The following is a 14470-nucleotide window of genomic DNA, read 5'->3' as shown; positions in this document are numbered from 1 at the left end:
CCAGCTCTGCCCGCCTTTTTCAGTTACATGCTGCGGATATAATCATCCATTTCGGTTTTCAGGTTATCGGACTTGGTGCCGAAAATCGCCTGAACGCCTGAACCTGCTACCACCACACCACGCGCGCCGAGGCTTTTCAGTTCAGCCTGATCAACCTTGCCGACATCCGCCACGCTGACACGCAGACGCGTGATACAGGCATCAAGGTTAGTGATGTTCTCTTTACCACCAAACGCGGTAACCAGTTTACCCGCCATTTCGCTGCCGGTTGCGCTGCTCTGCTCCATCGCGGTCTCCTCACGGCCAGGGGTTTTCAGATTCAGTTTCACAATCAGGAAACGGAATACGGTGTAGTAAATCAGGCCGTAGATGATACCCACAATCGGGAACAACCAGATTTTGCTGCTGTTACCGCTCAGCACGATAAAGTCGATCAAACCGTGTGAGAAGCTGGTGCCATCACGCATCCCCAGCAGAATACAGATTGGGAAGGCCAGACCTGCCAGAATCGCGTGGATCACATACAGAATCGGCGCCACGAACATGAAGGCAAACTCAATTGGCTCGGTGATACCGGTCAGGAACGAGGTCAGCGCGGCGGAGATCATAATACCGCCCACTTTGGCGCGGTTTTCTGGTTTAGCCGTATGCCAAATCGCAATCGCTGCCGCTGGCAGACCGTACATTTTGAACAGGAAGCCGCCAGACAGTTTGCCTGCCGTTGGGTCGCCCGCCATGTAACGTGGGATATCACCGTGGAATACCTGGCCTGCGGCGTTGGTGAATTCACCAATCTGCATCTGGAAAGGGACGTTCCAGATATGGTGCAGACCAAACGGCACCAGCGAACGCTCAATCAGACCGTACAGTCCAAAGGCGACGACTGGGTTTTGATAGGCTGCCCATTGTGAGAATTCCTGAATCGCGGTACCGATTGGCGGCCAAATGAATGACAGCACCACACCGGTGAAAATCGCCGCCAGACCGGAGATGATCGGCACAAAGCGCTTGCCGGCAAAAAAGCCGAGATACTCAGGCAGTTTGATGCGATAGAAGCGGTTAAACATATACGCCGCGATGGAACCGGCGATGATTCCGCCGAGCACACCGGTATCTGCAAGATGCTTAGCCTCAATTTCTCCGGCAGGCATATGCAGCACCAGCGGTGCAACCACCGCCATGGTTTTCACCATGATGCCGTAGGCAACCACGGCCGCCAGCGCGGAAACGCCGTCGTTATTGGTAAAGCCAAGCGCCACACCGATCGCAAAGATCAGCGGCATATTGGCAAATACCGAACCACCCGCTTCGGCCATGACGTGGGAAACCACTTCCGGCAGCCAGCTGAAGTTTGCAGAACCAACACCTAACAAAATACCGGCAATCGGCAGAACCGATACCGGCAACATCAGCGATTTACCTACTTTCTGCAGGTTCGCAAATGCGTTCTTGAACATAGAAACTCCTGAGTATGAGTGCAATTTTTTGCGCAGTGCGCATGGCTTAGGGGGAGGATCCTTCGCCGGGGTGACGCTGAGCGTCTTTTGATTTATTACGAAGAGTAAAATAAATCGCTAATTGTTAAATTGACGGCCATCACATTTCGCTAAGGACGTCCCTTTCCTTTCAGTCATTTCTTACTGACTTGCACTAATAAACAGCAATAAAACACTGCCTGCGTCCCGTAAGACGCAGTGCAGTAGAGTGATTTTTGATTAATTACAGCGTTTGAAATAAAGCGTTTAGCCGCCGAGGCGACTCATCGGGATGTGCAACAGGCGGGAGAAATTTTCGGTGGTGGCAGCGGCCAGCGTTTCGATATCAACGCCTTTTAACACCGCCATGTAATCCGCCACATCACGCGTATACGCCGGCTGATTCTCTTTACCACGGTGCGGTACCGGCGCCAGATACGGCGAATCGGTTTCCACCAGCATACGATCAAGCGGCACGTAGCGCGCCGCATCGCGGATCTGTTCGGCGTTGCGGAAAGTCAGAATGCCGGAGAAAGAGATATAAAAACCGAGATCGAGCAATTTGGCTGCGGTCTCTTTATCTTCGGTAAAACAGTGCAGCACGCCGCCGCACTTCTCTACCTGCTCTTCGCGCAGAATCGCCAGCGTGTCTTCACGCGCATCACGCGTGTGCACGATGATCGGTTTATTTAACGCAATGCCGGTACGAATGTGCTCACGAAACGAAGCTTGTTGCTGCGCTTTGGTTTCCTGCTGATAGAAATAGTCCAGCCCGGTTTCACCCAGCGCGACCACGCGATCCTCTGCGGCCAGACGGCGGAACTCTTCAACGTCGTACGGCGCTTCCTGATTAAGCGGATGGACGCCACAAGCCAGCGCGACGTTTTCACGATCGCCCACCAGCTGTTTGATTTTGTAGTAATCCGGCAAGGTGGTGGCAATCGCCAGCATAAACTTCACATCGCGCGCCGCCGCTTTGGCGATGACATCATCCAGATCGCGATGGTGCTTTTCATAATCGAGGCCATCCAGATGGCAGTGGGAATCGACAATAAACATAGAGCTCTCTTTTCGCTTAGCCGACCGTTGCCGGAGCCAGTAAACGTCCCCAGGCGAGTAAACGATCGGTCAACATTAATTCTCGATTGAGTGCGGCGACATGTAACAGCTGTTCGCGACACTGCATCCATTGCTGCGCGCTGCTGTTGAGCGCACTGCTGTTCATTCTTTGCGCCAACTGTGTGACCACATCCGGACGATCGCCGTTGCTCAGCCACTGACTTGCGTCCTGCTGCACTTTCATCGCATCCACCAGCAGTGAAATCAGCCAGCTGAGACGTACGGCCACATCTTCGCTGTTTAGCGCGGGTAACAGCTGCAGCACATCGCCGTTGAGCGCTTTAATCAGCGTTTCACACAACGTTTCACGCGCCTGCCAGCGCTCGGGCTGCAACAGCGTCAAGGCGGCGGCGGGTGCGCCATTACTCAAACGCAAGGCAGCGCGCAGCTTCTCTTCCGGCTGCGGTTGCTGTTTCTGCAGCCATTGCAAACTATGCGCCTCTTCCGGCGGCGACAGATGCCACGTCATGCAGCGACTGCGCAACGTAGGCAGCAAGCGTGAAGGTTCGCGCACGCTGAGGAAAAACCAGCAATTGGCCGGTGGTTCTTCCAGCGTTTTCAATAATGCGTTGGCGGCGGCTTCCGTCAGCTGCGCAGCATCGGGCAACCAAACGATTTTTGCGCCGCCCTGCTGGGCAAAGTGATACAGCTTTTCAGTGACGTCGCGCACCGCATCAATACCGAGCGAAGATTTCCCCTTTTCGGCTTCCAGGCGATACCAATCGGGATGCGTGTGCGCCTGCATTAACTGGCAGCCGTGGCAATGGCCGCAACTTTTCAATCCTTCCGGCTGTAAACACATCAACCAACGGCTCACGCCCCAAATCAGCGCATCGTCACCCATGCCTGCAATGGCTTGTACCAGCAAGGCGTGATGCGCCTGGCCGCTTTGATGACGGGCGATAATTTGTCGATAAGGCTGATTCAACCACGGATACCAATTCATGCGGATTGGCCTGCCAGCCAGCTACGCAAGGTGCGTTGAAGTGACGATGTCACGTTTGCAATGTTTTGCGTCGCATCAATGGTGAGTATCGAGGGATCCTGAGCAGCTAAGGTCAGATAGCGTTCACGCGTACGCTCGAAGAAGCGCAATGATTCCTGCTCAATGCGATCCAGCTCACCGCGTGCGCGGGCGCGTTGCAGTCCAATTTCTGGCGTGACGTCGAGATAGAGCGTGAGATCGGGACGGAAATCGCCCAGCACCGCATCACGCAGCGTGGTCATCAGTTGCGCATCCAGTCCGCGTCCGCCGCCCTGATAGGCTTGGGAAGAGAGATCGTGACGATCGCCCACTACCCAGGCACCCCGTGCCAGCGCCGGTTTGATGACGTTCTCTACCAGCTGTACGCGTGCCGCGTACAACATCAGCAGCTCGGCTTTATCGGTCACCTGCTCGCCATCTATGCCCTGCTTGACCAATATACGCAATTGTTCCGCCAGCGGCGTACCGCCGGGCTCGCGCGTGAAGACGACATCATTAATGCCGTGCTCATGCAGCACGGCAACCAGCGCATCGCGTGCGGTGGTTTTGCCTGCACCTTCCAGGCCTTCAATGACGATAAACTTACTTTTCATTTTTTTCCTTCATTGCCAGCCGGTAAACCTGCACCGCTTTGTTGTGGCTGGCCAGATTGGTGGTAAAGGTGTGTCCACCTTTGCCATCCGCGACAAAATAGAGGTAGTTGGTTTTTTCCGGATGCGCAGCCGCTTCCAGTGAAGCACGGCCCGGCATCGCAATCGGTCCCGGCGGCAAACCGCTAATGGTATAAGTGTTGTAGTCGGTCGGCGTTTCCAGATTTTTACGCGTTAGCGTGCCGGTGTAGCTGTCGCCCATGCCGTAAATCACCGTGGGATCGGTCTGCAGCTTCATTCCAGTCCGCAGTCGATTGATGAACACTGACGCCACGCGCGCGCGCTCTTCGCTCACGCCAGTCTCTTTCTCAATGATCGACGCCATAGTGACCATGTCCTGCGCTTTCTTATAAGGCAGATTTTCCATGCGTCCTTGCCAAATCTCATCGACCAGCTTGTTCATGCGCGCGTGGGCACGCTCCAGCAGCGCTACATCGCTGGTATTGGCGGTATAGAGATAGGTATCCGGATAGAAACTGCCTTCCAGCTGGCTAACATCAAGCTTAAGCGCGGCGGCAACGGTGGCAAATTGATCGTCGCTCAGCGTGTGTTTCAGGTATGGCGCTTTGCGTAGCTCGGCTAACCACTCGGTAAGACGCGAACCTTCAATAAAACGCACCGGGAACTGCGCTTCTTTACCGCTGGCCAACAGTTGCAGTAGCTGGCGCACCGTCATGTCGGTTTCCAGGCGATAGGTACCGGCTTTAAAACGTGCCAGTTCCGGTTCCAGTTTCAGCAGCGGCCCAAACCAGATAGTTTGCGGAATGATCTTCTGACTTTCCAGTTGCGCTTCCAGTACCACGCGACCGCTGCCAGCGGGCAAGGTGTAAATGGTTTCTTGCTGCAGTGTTAAGGGCGTATCAGCTAAACGTTCAATCTGCCAATAGCCAAAGGCGGCTGTGAGTCCTGCGACAATTACAACGCCTGCGAGAATTTTTTTCATTCGAGTCATGATACTTCCATCGTCGGGCAACTGGCGCGCAGTTGCTGGTACAGCGAGCGTGCGGTAAATGAAACGTCGTCAATTTGTCGCACGGGTAAAACGGGCATCAGGGCGTTACATATTACCACTTCATCGGCGTTCAATACGTCGTCCCTGCTGCCATCAATCAGCTGACAAGTCTGGCCATTTGCGGCCATCTGCGCCATCAGATAACGACGCATAATGCCATCCACGCCAGCCTGCTCAAGCTGCGGCGTAAAAACATTGTTGCCCTTACGCCAGAACAAATTGGCCGCACAGCATTCCACCACCGTCCCGCCAGTGTCAAGCACCAGCGCCTCGTCACCGCCCGTCTGGTCAAGATGCTGGCGAATCAGCACTTGCTCAAGGCGATTTAGGTGTTTTACGCCGGCCAGCAACGGATTGCGCGCCAGACGTATTGGGCTGGTGTGGAGCACAGCGCCCTGCTGTTGCAACGTGGCGTAATGCTGCGGCCACGGCGAGAGCGAAAGAATGCGCGTAGGTGAGTGGCAGCCTGCGCGGCTGTAACCGCGTCCGCCTGCGCCCGGCGTCACGATCACCTTCAGCACCGCCTGTGTGTGTCCCGCAGCGGCATTATGCATTTCTGTAGCGAGCTGAACTAAATCCGGCGCATCCATCATTAGCCTTGCACAGCCCTCTTTGAGCCGCTGCAGATGCGCATCCAGCATCACAACATGGCCGTTAATCACCGCGGCGGTGGTAAAGCAGCCATCACCAAATTGCACTGCGCGATCGCGTGCTGAAAGCTCGGTTTGCGGTATGCCGTTTATCCACATGCTGGCCGCCTTGATTAGCCCGTTAAAAATATAAAAAAGGCCCGCATTGCGGGCCTCTGTATGGCTGAGGAGCGATTAAACCTTGCGGAAGATCAGCGAGCCGTTAGTGCCGCCAAATCCGAAGGAGTTACACAAGGTGTACTCCAGTCCGCTGACCTGGCGCGCCGTATGCGGCACGAAGTCCAGATCGCAACCTTCGTCAGGATTGTCGAGGTTGATGGTCGGTGGAATCGCCTGGTCGCGCAGCGCCAGAATCGAATAAATCGCTTCTACTGCACCCGCCGCACCCAACAGGTGGCCAGTCATCGACTTGGTAGAGCTGACCATAACACTGTGAGCTGCCGCACCAAACACCGATTTCACCGCCTGCGCTTCCGCTTTGTCACCGGCTGGCGTCGAGGTGCCATGCGCGTTGACATAACCGATCTGCTCAGCGTTCAGCTGCGCGTCACGTAGCGCGTTAACCATCGCCGCGGCTGCACCTGAACCGTCTTCCGGAGGTGACGTCATGTGGTAAGCATCGCTGCTCATGCCGAAACCGATGATCTCAGCATAAATCTTCGCACCACGTTTCTTAGCGTGTTCGTACTCTTCCAGTACGACAATGCCAGCACCGTCACCCAACACGAAACCGTCACGATCTTTATCCCACGGACGGCTTGCCGCCTGAGGATTGTCATTACGCGTGGAGAGCGCACGAGCAGCACCAAAACCACCGACACCAAGTGGCGTACTGGCTTTCTCCGCACCACCCGCCAACATCACATCAGCATCGTTATACGCAATGATACGCGCTGCATGACCAATGTTGTGCACACCAGACGTACAGGCAGTTGCGATAGAGATGCTTGGACCTTTCAGGCCGTACATGATGGTGAGATGACCAGCAACCATGTTGACGATGGTTGAAGGCACGAAGAATGGGCTGATTTTGCGCGGTCCACCGTTGACCAGCGAACTGTGGTTATCTTCGATTAAACCCAGTCCGCCAATACCAGAACCGATTGCCGCACCAATGCGACCAGCATTCTCATCGGTTACGACCAGACCGGAGTCTGCCATAGCCTGAATACCAGCAACGATGCCGTATTGGATGAAGTCATCCATCTTGCGCTGATCTTTGCGCGAGATGAAATCATCGCAATTAAAATCTCTTACTAAGCCCGCAAAACGCGTTGCGTAGGCACTAGTATCAAAATGGTCGATCAGGCTAATGCCGCTCTGACCGGCAAGGAGAGCACTCCAGGTAGACTCTACGGTATTGCCGACAGGAGACAACATGCCAAGACCAGTCACAACTACACGACGCTTAGACACGCACGTCCTCCAGGGAGGGAAAAAATAACGCTATGTGGGGCAAACATAAAACTCAGGCGGTCGAGGTGACCGCCTGAAGATATTCATTAACCTTGATGGCTAGTGATGTAGTCGATCGCTGCCTGAACGGTAGTGATTTTCTCAGCTTCTTCGTCTGGAATTTCAGTATCAAACTCTTCTTCCAGAGCCATTACCAGCTCAACGGTGTCAAGAGAATCTGCACCAAGGTCTTCAACGAAAGAAGCAGTGTTAATCACTTCGTCTTCTTTAACACCCAGCTGCTCAGCTACGATTTTCTTAACGCGTTGTTCGATATCGCTCATACTATTTAATTTCCTATCAAAACTCGCTTTCGCGATGGTTTTCGTAGTGTATAAAATGTTGAAAAAGATGCAACAAAATCCCGGCTGGTCGAACCACGATTTTGCGTTATTCTGCGGTGTTTACCGTAGATAAAGCAAATGTTTTCGTGATTATCAGACCATGTACATGCCGCCATTGACATGAAGCGTTTCACCCGTGATATAGGCTGCTTCGTCAGAGGCTAAGAATGCAACAGCATTGGCAATCTCCTGCGGGTCACCTAAACGACCTGCGGGAACTTCTGCCAAAATACCCGAACGTTGATCTTCGTTCAGTGCACGCGTCATGTCCGTCTCGATAAAGCCCGGGGCCACGACGTTTACAGTAATGCCACGTGACGCAATTTCTCGCGCCAGTGATTTGCTAAAGCCAATCAAACCTGCTTTTGCTGCCGCATAGTTTGCCTGACCCGCGTTACCCATGGTCCCAACTACAGAACCGATGGTAATGATACGGCCCACGCGTTTTTTCATCATGGCACGCATAACCGCCTTAGAAAGACGGAAGACAGATGTCAGGTTGGTATCAAGGATATCCGCCCACTCATCGTCTTTCATGCGCATCAACAGATTGTCACGCGTAATGCCTGCATTATTGACTAAAATGTCCACTTCGCCAAATTCGGCGCGAACTTGTTCGAGGACGCTCTCAATTGAGGCGGCATCAGTAACGTTCAGCAGCAGGCCTTTGCCCTTGTCGCCGAGGTAAGCACTGATTGCTTCCGCACCGCTTGCACTGGTGGCGGTTCCCACCACTTTGGCACCGCGCGCAGCCAGCGTTTCCGCAATGGCGCGACCAATTCCACGGCTTGCACCGGTAACCAGCGCTACTTTACCTTCAAAGCTCATGTTTTTCCTCTTATTCCTGGGTAAGTGCAGCGCTCAGTGAAGCAGAATCGTTCACCGCAGCGGCACTCAGGCTATCCACAATACGTTTGGTCAGACCGGTCAGAACTTTACTTGGACCGACTTCCAGCAGCTGCTCAACGCCCTGCGCAGCAATAAATTCGACCGATTCGGTCCAGCGCACGGGGCTATACAGCTGACGGACCAGCGCACTTCGAATCGCAGCACCTTCAGTTTCACACTTCACGTCGACGTTATTCACCACCGGCACCGAAGGCGCACTAAAGGTGATCGCTTCGAGCGCTACTGCCAGCTTATCGGCAGCAGGTTTCATCAACGCACAGTGCGATGGCACGCTGACTGGCAGCGGCAATGCACGTTTGGCACCGGCAGCTTTACAGGCTGCACCCGCACGTTCAACCGCTTCTTTGTTGCCCGCGATAACCACCTGGCCCGGCGAGTTGAAGTTAACCGGTGAAACCACCTGGCCTTGAGCGCTCTCTTCACAGGCTTTACGGATGGATGCATCATCCAGGCCGATAATCGCCTGCATAGCGCCAGTACCTTCCGGTACCGCTTCCTGCATCAGTTTGCCGCGCAGCTCAACCAATTTAATGGCGTCAGCGAAATTCAGCACACCGGCACAAACCAGCGCCGAGTATTCACCAAGGCTGTGACCGGCCATCATGCTTGGCTGCACCGCATTTTTGCTCTGCAATACGCGATAGATGGCAACAGAAGCCGCCAGCAGCGCAGGCTGTGTCTGCCAGGTTTTATTCAATTCTTCAGCTGGCCCCTGCTGGACCAGCTGCCATAAGTCATAACCCAGTGCGTCAGAAGCTTCACGGAAAGTGGCTTCAACCTGCGGGTTTTCAGCGGCCAGCTCGGCTAACATGCCGACGGTCTGCGATCCCTGTCCTGGGAAAACATAAGCAAATTGCGTCATCTTTCGTTCCTGTCAATCAAAAGCGAACCAGCGCAGAACCCCAGGTGAAACCGCCACCAAAGGCTTCCAGCAGAATCAGTTGTCCCGGCTTGATACGGCCATCGCGCACCGCTTCGTCAAGTGCACTTGGCACTGACGCGGCCGAGGTATTACCGTGACGATCCAGCGTGACCACAACTTTCTCCATGCCCATACCGAGCTTTTTGGCGGTTGCGCTAATAATGCGCAGATTCGCCTGATGCGGCACCAGCCAGTCGAGCATTTCACGATCAAGATTGTTGGCTTGAAGGGTTTCATCCACGATATGCGCCAGTTCAGTCACGGCCACTTTGAAGACTTCATTCCCCGCCATCGTCAGATAAGCAGGCTCATCCTGATGGGCACGATCCTGATACGGCAGCGTCAGCAGTTTGCTGTAACGGCCGTCGGCGTGCAGATGGGTAGAAAGGATGCCTGGCTCTTCGCTTTGACTCAGCACCACCGCGCCCGCGCCATCACCAAACAGAATGATGGTGCCGCGATCGTTAGGATCGAGCGTACGTGCCAGCACGTCTGCACCGATCACCAGCGCATGTTTTACCGCACCATTTTTGATGTATTGATCGGCAACGCTCAGTGCATAGGTGAAGCCCGCACAAGCAGCGGCCAAATCGAAGGCAGCGCAATCGTTGATCTCCAGCATTTGCTGAATCATGCATGCTGAACTTGGGAAGGCATGGCTGGAAGAGGTGGTCGCCACAATGATCAGGCCAATTTCGCTCGCATTCACACCCGCCATTTCCAACGCGCGCTGTGCTGCGGTGAAGCCCATAGTAGCAACGGTTTCTTCCGGAGCGGCAATACGACGCTCACGGATGCCGGTACGGGTGACAATCCACTCGTCCGTCGTCTCGACCATTTTTTCCAGATCCGCATTGGAGCGAATCTGCTCAGGCAAATAGCTGCCCGTACCGATAATTTTGGTAAACATCTACGCTTTGTCACTCCTGGCTAATACAGTGTCAAGGCGCGCCGCAATCCTCTCAGGGACTTGCTTTCGCACCGTCTGCTCTGCCTGCTCTATCGCCACGGCAAATGCACGTTGATTCGCCGCACCGTGGCTTTTGATCACTGTCCCGCGCAATCCTAACAGACAAGCGCCATTGTACTGGTCGGGGTTGAGATGGCCGAAACGCTTCGCCAGACGCTTTTGAATCAAGCGTCCCAGCAATGTTAGCCACCAGGCCCGTTTTTTTCCTTCCTCTGACGATTTAATCAGAGAGAGGAACATTCTTACCACGCCTTCCATGGTCTTCAACGTGACGTTACCAACGAAGCCATCACAAACCAGCACATCCGTCTTGCCGGTGAGGAGATCGTTCCCCTCAAGATACCCAATATAGTTGATTTGCGGTGACGCTCGCAGCACCGCAGATGCGGCGCGGATTGTTTCCAATCCTTTGGTCTCTTCCTGACCAATATTCAGCAGCGCAACACGCGGCTGGGCGATCTCCAACACTTCTTCGGCCATCACTGCGCCCATGATCGCAAACTGCACCAGCATGGCGCTGTCGGATTCAACGTTAGCGCCGAGATCCAGCACCACCGTTTTGCCATGCTGCTGATGCGGCAACACCGTCATCAACGCCGGACGCTCAATGCCATCCAGCGGTTTTAATAGCATTTTCGCCAGGCCCATCAGTGCGCCGGTATTTCCCGCACTGACACAGGCTTGTGCTTTCCCCTCTTTGACCAACTCTAACGCCACACGCATGGAACTGCCGCGGCTGTTACGAATCGCCTGAGAAGGTTTGGCATCACTTGCAATAACCGATTCGGCAGGAATAACCTGCACACGCCTCTGTAACGAGGAATCCGCTTTGGCAAGAAATGACGAGATGATGTCGGGATCGCCGACCAGAAGAAGAACCAGCTCCGAATGAGAGGCCAGTGCCTGCAAGGCTGCAGGCACTGTCACGCAAGGACCGAAGTCCCCGCCCATGGCATCAACTGCCAGGGTCAAACGTGTCAAGGTATCGCCTTGTGTAATCGCGAGGATTACTTGGTGATAACCTTGCGACCGCGGTAGTAACCATCCGCAGTGATATGGTGACGCAGATGAGTTTCGCCAGAAACTTTATCTACTGACAGAGCAGCAGTGGTCAGCGCATCGTGTGAACGACGCATACCACGCTTAGAACGGGTTGGTTTATTCTGTTGTACGGCCATGGACCTTACTCCTATTACTTACGCTTTAAACTGGCTAATACGGCAAAGGGATTTGGTTTTTCTGCCTCTGGAGGCAATTGACCAAATACCATGTCCGCGTCGGACACTTCACAGTGTTCAGAATCATGCACCGGAACCACGGGCAGCGCGAGGATGAGCTCATCTTCGATCACTGCCAGCAAGTCGATCTCACCAAAATCATTGACATCAACTGGCTCGTAGGCTTCCGGTAGTGCCTCGGCCTGTTCATCAGAAGAGACAGGACTGAAGCAATAGCTTACGTGAACATGACGTGGAAACGACTGGTTGCAGCGTTGACATGACAGAGTCACCTGCACTTCGGCTGTTCCTTGCAGAACGGCGAGGCGCTGGTTATCAACCGCAAACGACATATCGCATTCAACTTCACTGTCCACACTCACGACCGTTTCGGCCAAGCGCGCCACCAATTCAGGTGCATAAACACCATGATAATCAAGGCGTTTTTGCGCGGCGCGGACCGGATCGAGCGTCAGGGGTAATTTTACCTTTTGCATAGGGCGCGCATATTAACTTTGTAACGTCATAGAGTCAAAGAAAAAGGCCGGTTTACGGCATCTTTCACCCGTTAGTCGCATCCAGTGCGGCGCATAGTTTAAAATGACTGCCATCTTTACGCTATCTATTCTGAAAAAAAATGACGACACCTTTGGTTTTAGCTTCTACCTCCCCTTTTCGTCAGGCGCTGCTAAGCAAACTGGGCCTGCCTTTTATTACCGCCGCTCCCGATTGCGACGAATCCCCGCTGCCGCATGAATCAGCCTCCGAGCTGGTGCAGCGGCTGGCATTAGCCAAAGCGCAGGCGCTGGCTGCACGTTACCCGGACCGCTGGATTATCGGTTCCGATCAGGTTTGTGTATTGAATGGCGAGATAACCGGTAAACCGCATACCGTAGAGAAGGCCTGCCAGCAACTCGCGGCCGCCAGCGGTAACGCCATCACCTTTTATACCGGCCTGGCACTTCTGCAACCGCAGAGCGGCACCCAATCGGTTATTTGCGAACCCTTTACCGTGCATTTCCGCGAGTTGAGTGCCGAAGAGATTCGCGGCTATGTCGAAAAGGAACAGCCGCTACAATGTGCCGGCAGTTTTAAAAGCGAAGGATTGGGGATTTGTTTATTTGACAGGCTAGAAGGTCGCGATCCTAATACCTTGATTGGCTTACCGCTGATCGCGCTAAATGAGATGTTAAGAGCGGTGGGCATCAACGCATTGTGTTGATGCCCCTTTAATCAGTCTTTCTTCTGACGCAGTTGCGCGAGGCAATGTTTCAGTGCGCCATCCAGTGGCGCTTCCATCCGCAGCACTTCTCCGGTGTTGGGATGGGTAAAGGTCAACGCAGCCGCGTGCAGGAACAGACGCGACAAGCCCGTCGAACCCAGCTGTGCGTCAAAGTCGCGGTCGCCGTAACGATCGTCAAAAGCGATCGGATGGCCACCGTGCAGCGTATGCACACGAATCTGATGGGTACGGCCCGTCACCGGGCTGGCTTTCACTAAGGTCGCGAAACCAAAACGCTCTTCTACTTTAAAGCGCGTCTCGGAAGGTTTGCCCTCCGCACTTACGCGCACCACGCGTTCGCCGCTCTGCAAAATGTTCTTTAGCAGCGGAGCCTGCACCACTTTCAGATGCGACGGCCAGTCACCGCGCACCAGCGCAAGGTAATCCTTCTGCATGCCCTTTTCACGCAGTTGCTCGTGCAGCGAGCGCAAAGCAGAACGCTTCTTCGCCACCAGCAGAATGCCAGAAGTATCACGATCCAGACGATGGACTAACTCAAGGAAACGCGCTTCCGGACGCAACGCACGCAGCCCTTCAATCACGCCAAAACTTAATCCGCTGCCACCGTGCACCGCAGTGCCCGACGGTTTATTCAGCACCATCAGGTAATCATCTTCATACAGAATGGCATTGGTGAGCGCCGCGACTTTATCCAGTTTCGGTGAAACCGTATTCTCTTCGCGTTCGGCAACCCGGACCGGCGGAATACGCAGCTCGTCGCCCTCCTCCAGCTTATATTCCGGTTTAACGCGCTTTTTATTTACCCGTACTTCGCCTTTACGCAAAATGCGATAAATCATGCTTTTCGGCACGCCCTTGAGCTGGGTGCGCAAAAAGTTATCAATTCGTTGTCCGGCATTTTCAGCCGTGATGGCGACATACTGTACGCCGGGATTCTCTGTTTTCATGGCGGCGATTCTAATTAGTGTCCCTGGATAGCGCCACCCCTTTTTCTGTGCTTAACTCTCTCTTTGTCGCGTATTGAAACGGTGAAAATGGCGACATTTTCAGCGATGCGATGATTAGCCCTGCAAATGAACAGGTTATGGATGAATAAACTTCTCAGCTTGGCAAAAGTCGCCTTGCTTAATGTGAGTTAGCAATGGAATAATGCAGGGGTTTCTGCCCTGGAAAGATTCAGGCAGGAAAAAGAGCGAAATAAGTCATTTTGCCGGATTTAACGGACACGCAGCAATGGCGTAAGACGTAATGTTAAATCAGGCACTTAGCGGGCTGCGGGTTGCGGCCTGGACGACAGACCAGGATGTGTGGATTTTTGAATACTCTGTAACATTTCCACCTTCAGGCGCTGGATTTCCTTATGAAAAACAGGCCACCGACAAGATTTGCGCCCCTTTAGCCGCCGACAACCGTGAGGTTGACGTCAGTGCATTAAGACACGGGGCCATCGGTTGATTCTCGTCCAGGGTAACGATGCCCGCAGCTAGATCACTCATGTGAGAATAACGAGTAAGTCACG

At 53.9% G+C, this 14470-nt stretch carries 17 protein-coding genes; 2 read left to right on the top strand and 15 right to left on the bottom strand.

The features are described from left to right. Window positions 1-23: 23 nt before the first annotated feature. The 14 genes from ptsG to yceD form a co-directional block, all read right to left on the bottom strand. Window positions 24-1457: a PTS glucose transporter subunit IIBC gene (gene ptsG / locus ACYAC5_RS07915; RefSeq protein WP_101760828.1), complete on the bottom strand. Its 1434-nt coding sequence runs from the start codon at window positions 1455-1457 to the stop codon at window positions 24-26. A gap of 285 nt (window positions 1458-1742) precedes the next feature. Continuing rightward, the gene (locus ACYAC5_RS07910; RefSeq protein ID WP_192413657.1) at window positions 1743-2534 is read right to left on the bottom strand and encodes a metal-dependent hydrolase; all 792 of its coding nucleotides are present in this window, start codon (window positions 2532-2534) and stop codon (window positions 1743-1745) included. A 16-nt stretch (window positions 2535-2550) separates the two neighbouring features. Further along, window positions 2551-3540 (bottom strand): DNA polymerase III subunit delta', encoded by a 990-nt coding sequence (gene holB, locus ACYAC5_RS07905; RefSeq protein ID WP_192413660.1) that lies wholly within the window; start codon window positions 3538-3540, stop codon window positions 2551-2553. Then, window positions 3537-4172: a dTMP kinase gene (tmk, locus tag ACYAC5_RS07900; protein ID WP_192234285.1), complete on the bottom strand. Its 636-nt coding sequence runs from the start codon at window positions 4170-4172 to the stop codon at window positions 3537-3539. The genes holB and tmk overlap by 4 nt, the downstream gene beginning before the upstream one ends. Next, a complete protein-coding gene (gene mltG / locus ACYAC5_RS07895; protein ID WP_462062764.1) occupies window positions 4162-5181 on the bottom strand; it encodes an endolytic transglycosylase MltG in 1020 nt (339 codons plus the stop codon). Before mltG ends, tmk begins: the two co-directional genes overlap by 11 nt. Continuing rightward, window positions 5178-5990 (bottom strand): aminodeoxychorismate lyase, encoded by an 813-nt coding sequence (gene pabC / locus ACYAC5_RS07890; protein WP_192413662.1) that lies wholly within the window; start codon window positions 5988-5990, stop codon window positions 5178-5180. Before pabC ends, mltG begins: the two co-directional genes overlap by 4 nt. A gap of 75 nt (window positions 5991-6065) precedes the next feature. After that, the gene (gene fabF / locus ACYAC5_RS07885; protein ID WP_101760834.1) at window positions 6066-7307 is read right to left on the bottom strand and encodes a beta-ketoacyl-ACP synthase II; all 1242 of its coding nucleotides are present in this window, start codon (window positions 7305-7307) and stop codon (window positions 6066-6068) included. Window positions 7308-7393: 86 nt separating this feature from the next. Beyond that, window positions 7394-7630, bottom strand: coding sequence for an acyl carrier protein (acpP, locus tag ACYAC5_RS07880; protein WP_101760835.1), 237 nt, complete (start codon window positions 7628-7630; stop codon window positions 7394-7396). Window positions 7631-7783: 153 nt separating this feature from the next. Next, entirely contained in the window at window positions 7784-8518 is a 735-nt protein-coding gene (gene fabG, locus ACYAC5_RS07875; RefSeq protein ID WP_007885776.1) for a 3-oxoacyl-ACP reductase FabG, read from the bottom strand. A gap of 10 nt (window positions 8519-8528) precedes the next feature. After that, entirely contained in the window at window positions 8529-9461 is a 933-nt protein-coding gene (gene fabD, locus ACYAC5_RS07870) for an ACP S-malonyltransferase (RefSeq protein ID WP_462062760.1), read from the bottom strand. A 16-nt stretch (window positions 9462-9477) separates the two neighbouring features. Beyond that, window positions 9478-10431: a beta-ketoacyl-ACP synthase III gene (locus ACYAC5_RS07865; RefSeq protein ID WP_110865925.1), complete on the bottom strand. Its 954-nt coding sequence runs from the start codon at window positions 10429-10431 to the stop codon at window positions 9478-9480. Further along, complete coding sequence (gene plsX, locus ACYAC5_RS07860) at window positions 10432-11472, bottom strand: phosphate acyltransferase PlsX (protein ID WP_192413663.1); 1041 nt, start codon at window positions 11470-11472, stop codon at window positions 10432-10434. 26 nt (window positions 11473-11498) lie between these two features. Then, entirely contained in the window at window positions 11499-11669 is a 171-nt protein-coding gene (rpmF, locus tag ACYAC5_RS07855) for a 50S ribosomal protein L32 (RefSeq protein ID WP_007885783.1), read from the bottom strand. Between the two features lie 14 nt (window positions 11670-11683). After that, window positions 11684-12205: a 23S rRNA accumulation protein YceD gene (gene yceD, locus ACYAC5_RS07850; protein ID WP_007885785.1), complete on the bottom strand. Its 522-nt coding sequence runs from the start codon at window positions 12203-12205 to the stop codon at window positions 11684-11686. A 140-nt stretch (window positions 12206-12345) separates the two neighbouring features. On the opposite strand from yceD, the gene ACYAC5_RS07845 reads away from it, so the two are divergent. Then, a complete protein-coding gene (locus tag ACYAC5_RS07845) occupies window positions 12346-12930 on the top strand; it encodes a Maf family protein (RefSeq protein ID WP_192413665.1) in 585 nt (194 codons plus the stop codon). 11 nt (window positions 12931-12941) lie between these two features. On the opposite strand, the gene rluC is transcribed toward ACYAC5_RS07845, so the two are convergent. Beyond that, window positions 12942-13898 carry a 23S rRNA pseudouridine(955/2504/2580) synthase RluC gene (gene rluC, locus ACYAC5_RS07840; protein ID WP_137385558.1) on the bottom strand — a complete coding sequence of 319 codons (957 nt, stop codon included), beginning with the start codon at window positions 13896-13898 and terminating at the stop codon, window positions 12942-12944. Between the two features lie 301 nt (window positions 13899-14199). Between rluC and ACYAC5_RS07835 the strand changes: the two genes are divergently transcribed. Beyond that, the gene (locus ACYAC5_RS07835) at window positions 14200-14406 is read left to right on the top strand and encodes a hypothetical protein (protein WP_101760841.1); all 207 of its coding nucleotides are present in this window, start codon (window positions 14200-14202) and stop codon (window positions 14404-14406) included. Window positions 14407-14470 lie beyond the last annotated feature (64 nt).

Source organism: Pantoea sp. y20, from assembly GCF_054903455.1.
This window is presented reverse-complemented; position numbering and strand designations above follow the sequence as displayed.

Bases quoted from the DNA above. Each gene is read 5' to 3' on its own strand.
- ptsG (WP_101760828.1), bottom strand. From the start codon at position 1,457: ATGTTCAAGAACGCATTTGCGAACCTGCAGAAAGTAGGTAAATCGCTG.
- ACYAC5_RS07865 (WP_110865925.1), bottom strand. From the start codon at position 10,431: ATGTTTACCAAAATTATCGGTACGGGCAGCTATTTGCCTGAGCAGATT.
- tmk (WP_192234285.1), bottom strand. From the start codon at position 4,172: ATGAAAAGTAAGTTTATCGTCATTGAAGGCCTGGAAGGTGCAGGCAAA.
- ACYAC5_RS07835 (WP_101760841.1), top strand. From the start codon at position 14,200: ATGTTAAATCAGGCACTTAGCGGGCTGCGGGTTGCGGCCTGGACGACA.
- fabG (WP_007885776.1), bottom strand. From the start codon at position 8,518: ATGAGCTTTGAAGGTAAAGTAGCGCTGGTTACCGGTGCAAGCCGTGGA.
- holB (WP_192413660.1), bottom strand. From the start codon at position 3,540: ATGAATTGGTATCCGTGGTTGAATCAGCCTTATCGACAAATTATCGCC.
- rluC (WP_137385558.1), bottom strand. From the start codon at position 13,898: ATGAAAACAGAGAATCCCGGCGTACAGTATGTCGCCATCACGGCTGAA.
- pabC (WP_192413662.1), bottom strand. From the start codon at position 5,990: ATGTGGATAAACGGCATACCGCAAACCGAGCTTTCAGCACGCGATCGC.
- mltG (WP_462062764.1), bottom strand. From the start codon at position 5,181: ATGACTCGAATGAAAAAAATTCTCGCAGGCGTTGTAATTGTCGCAGGA.
- rpmF (WP_007885783.1), bottom strand. From the start codon at position 11,669: ATGGCCGTACAACAGAATAAACCAACCCGTTCTAAGCGTGGTATGCGT.
- acpP (WP_101760835.1), bottom strand. From the start codon at position 7,630: ATGAGCGATATCGAACAACGCGTTAAGAAAATCGTAGCTGAGCAGCTG.
- ACYAC5_RS07910 (WP_192413657.1), bottom strand. From the start codon at position 2,534: ATGTTTATTGTCGATTCCCACTGCCATCTGGATGGCCTCGATTATGAA.
- ACYAC5_RS07845 (WP_192413665.1), top strand. From the start codon at position 12,346: ATGACGACACCTTTGGTTTTAGCTTCTACCTCCCCTTTTCGTCAGGCG.
- fabD (WP_462062760.1), bottom strand. From the start codon at position 9,461: ATGACGCAATTTGCTTATGTTTTCCCAGGACAGGGATCGCAGACCGTC.
- yceD (WP_007885785.1), bottom strand. From the start codon at position 12,205: ATGCAAAAGGTAAAATTACCCCTGACGCTCGATCCGGTCCGCGCCGCG.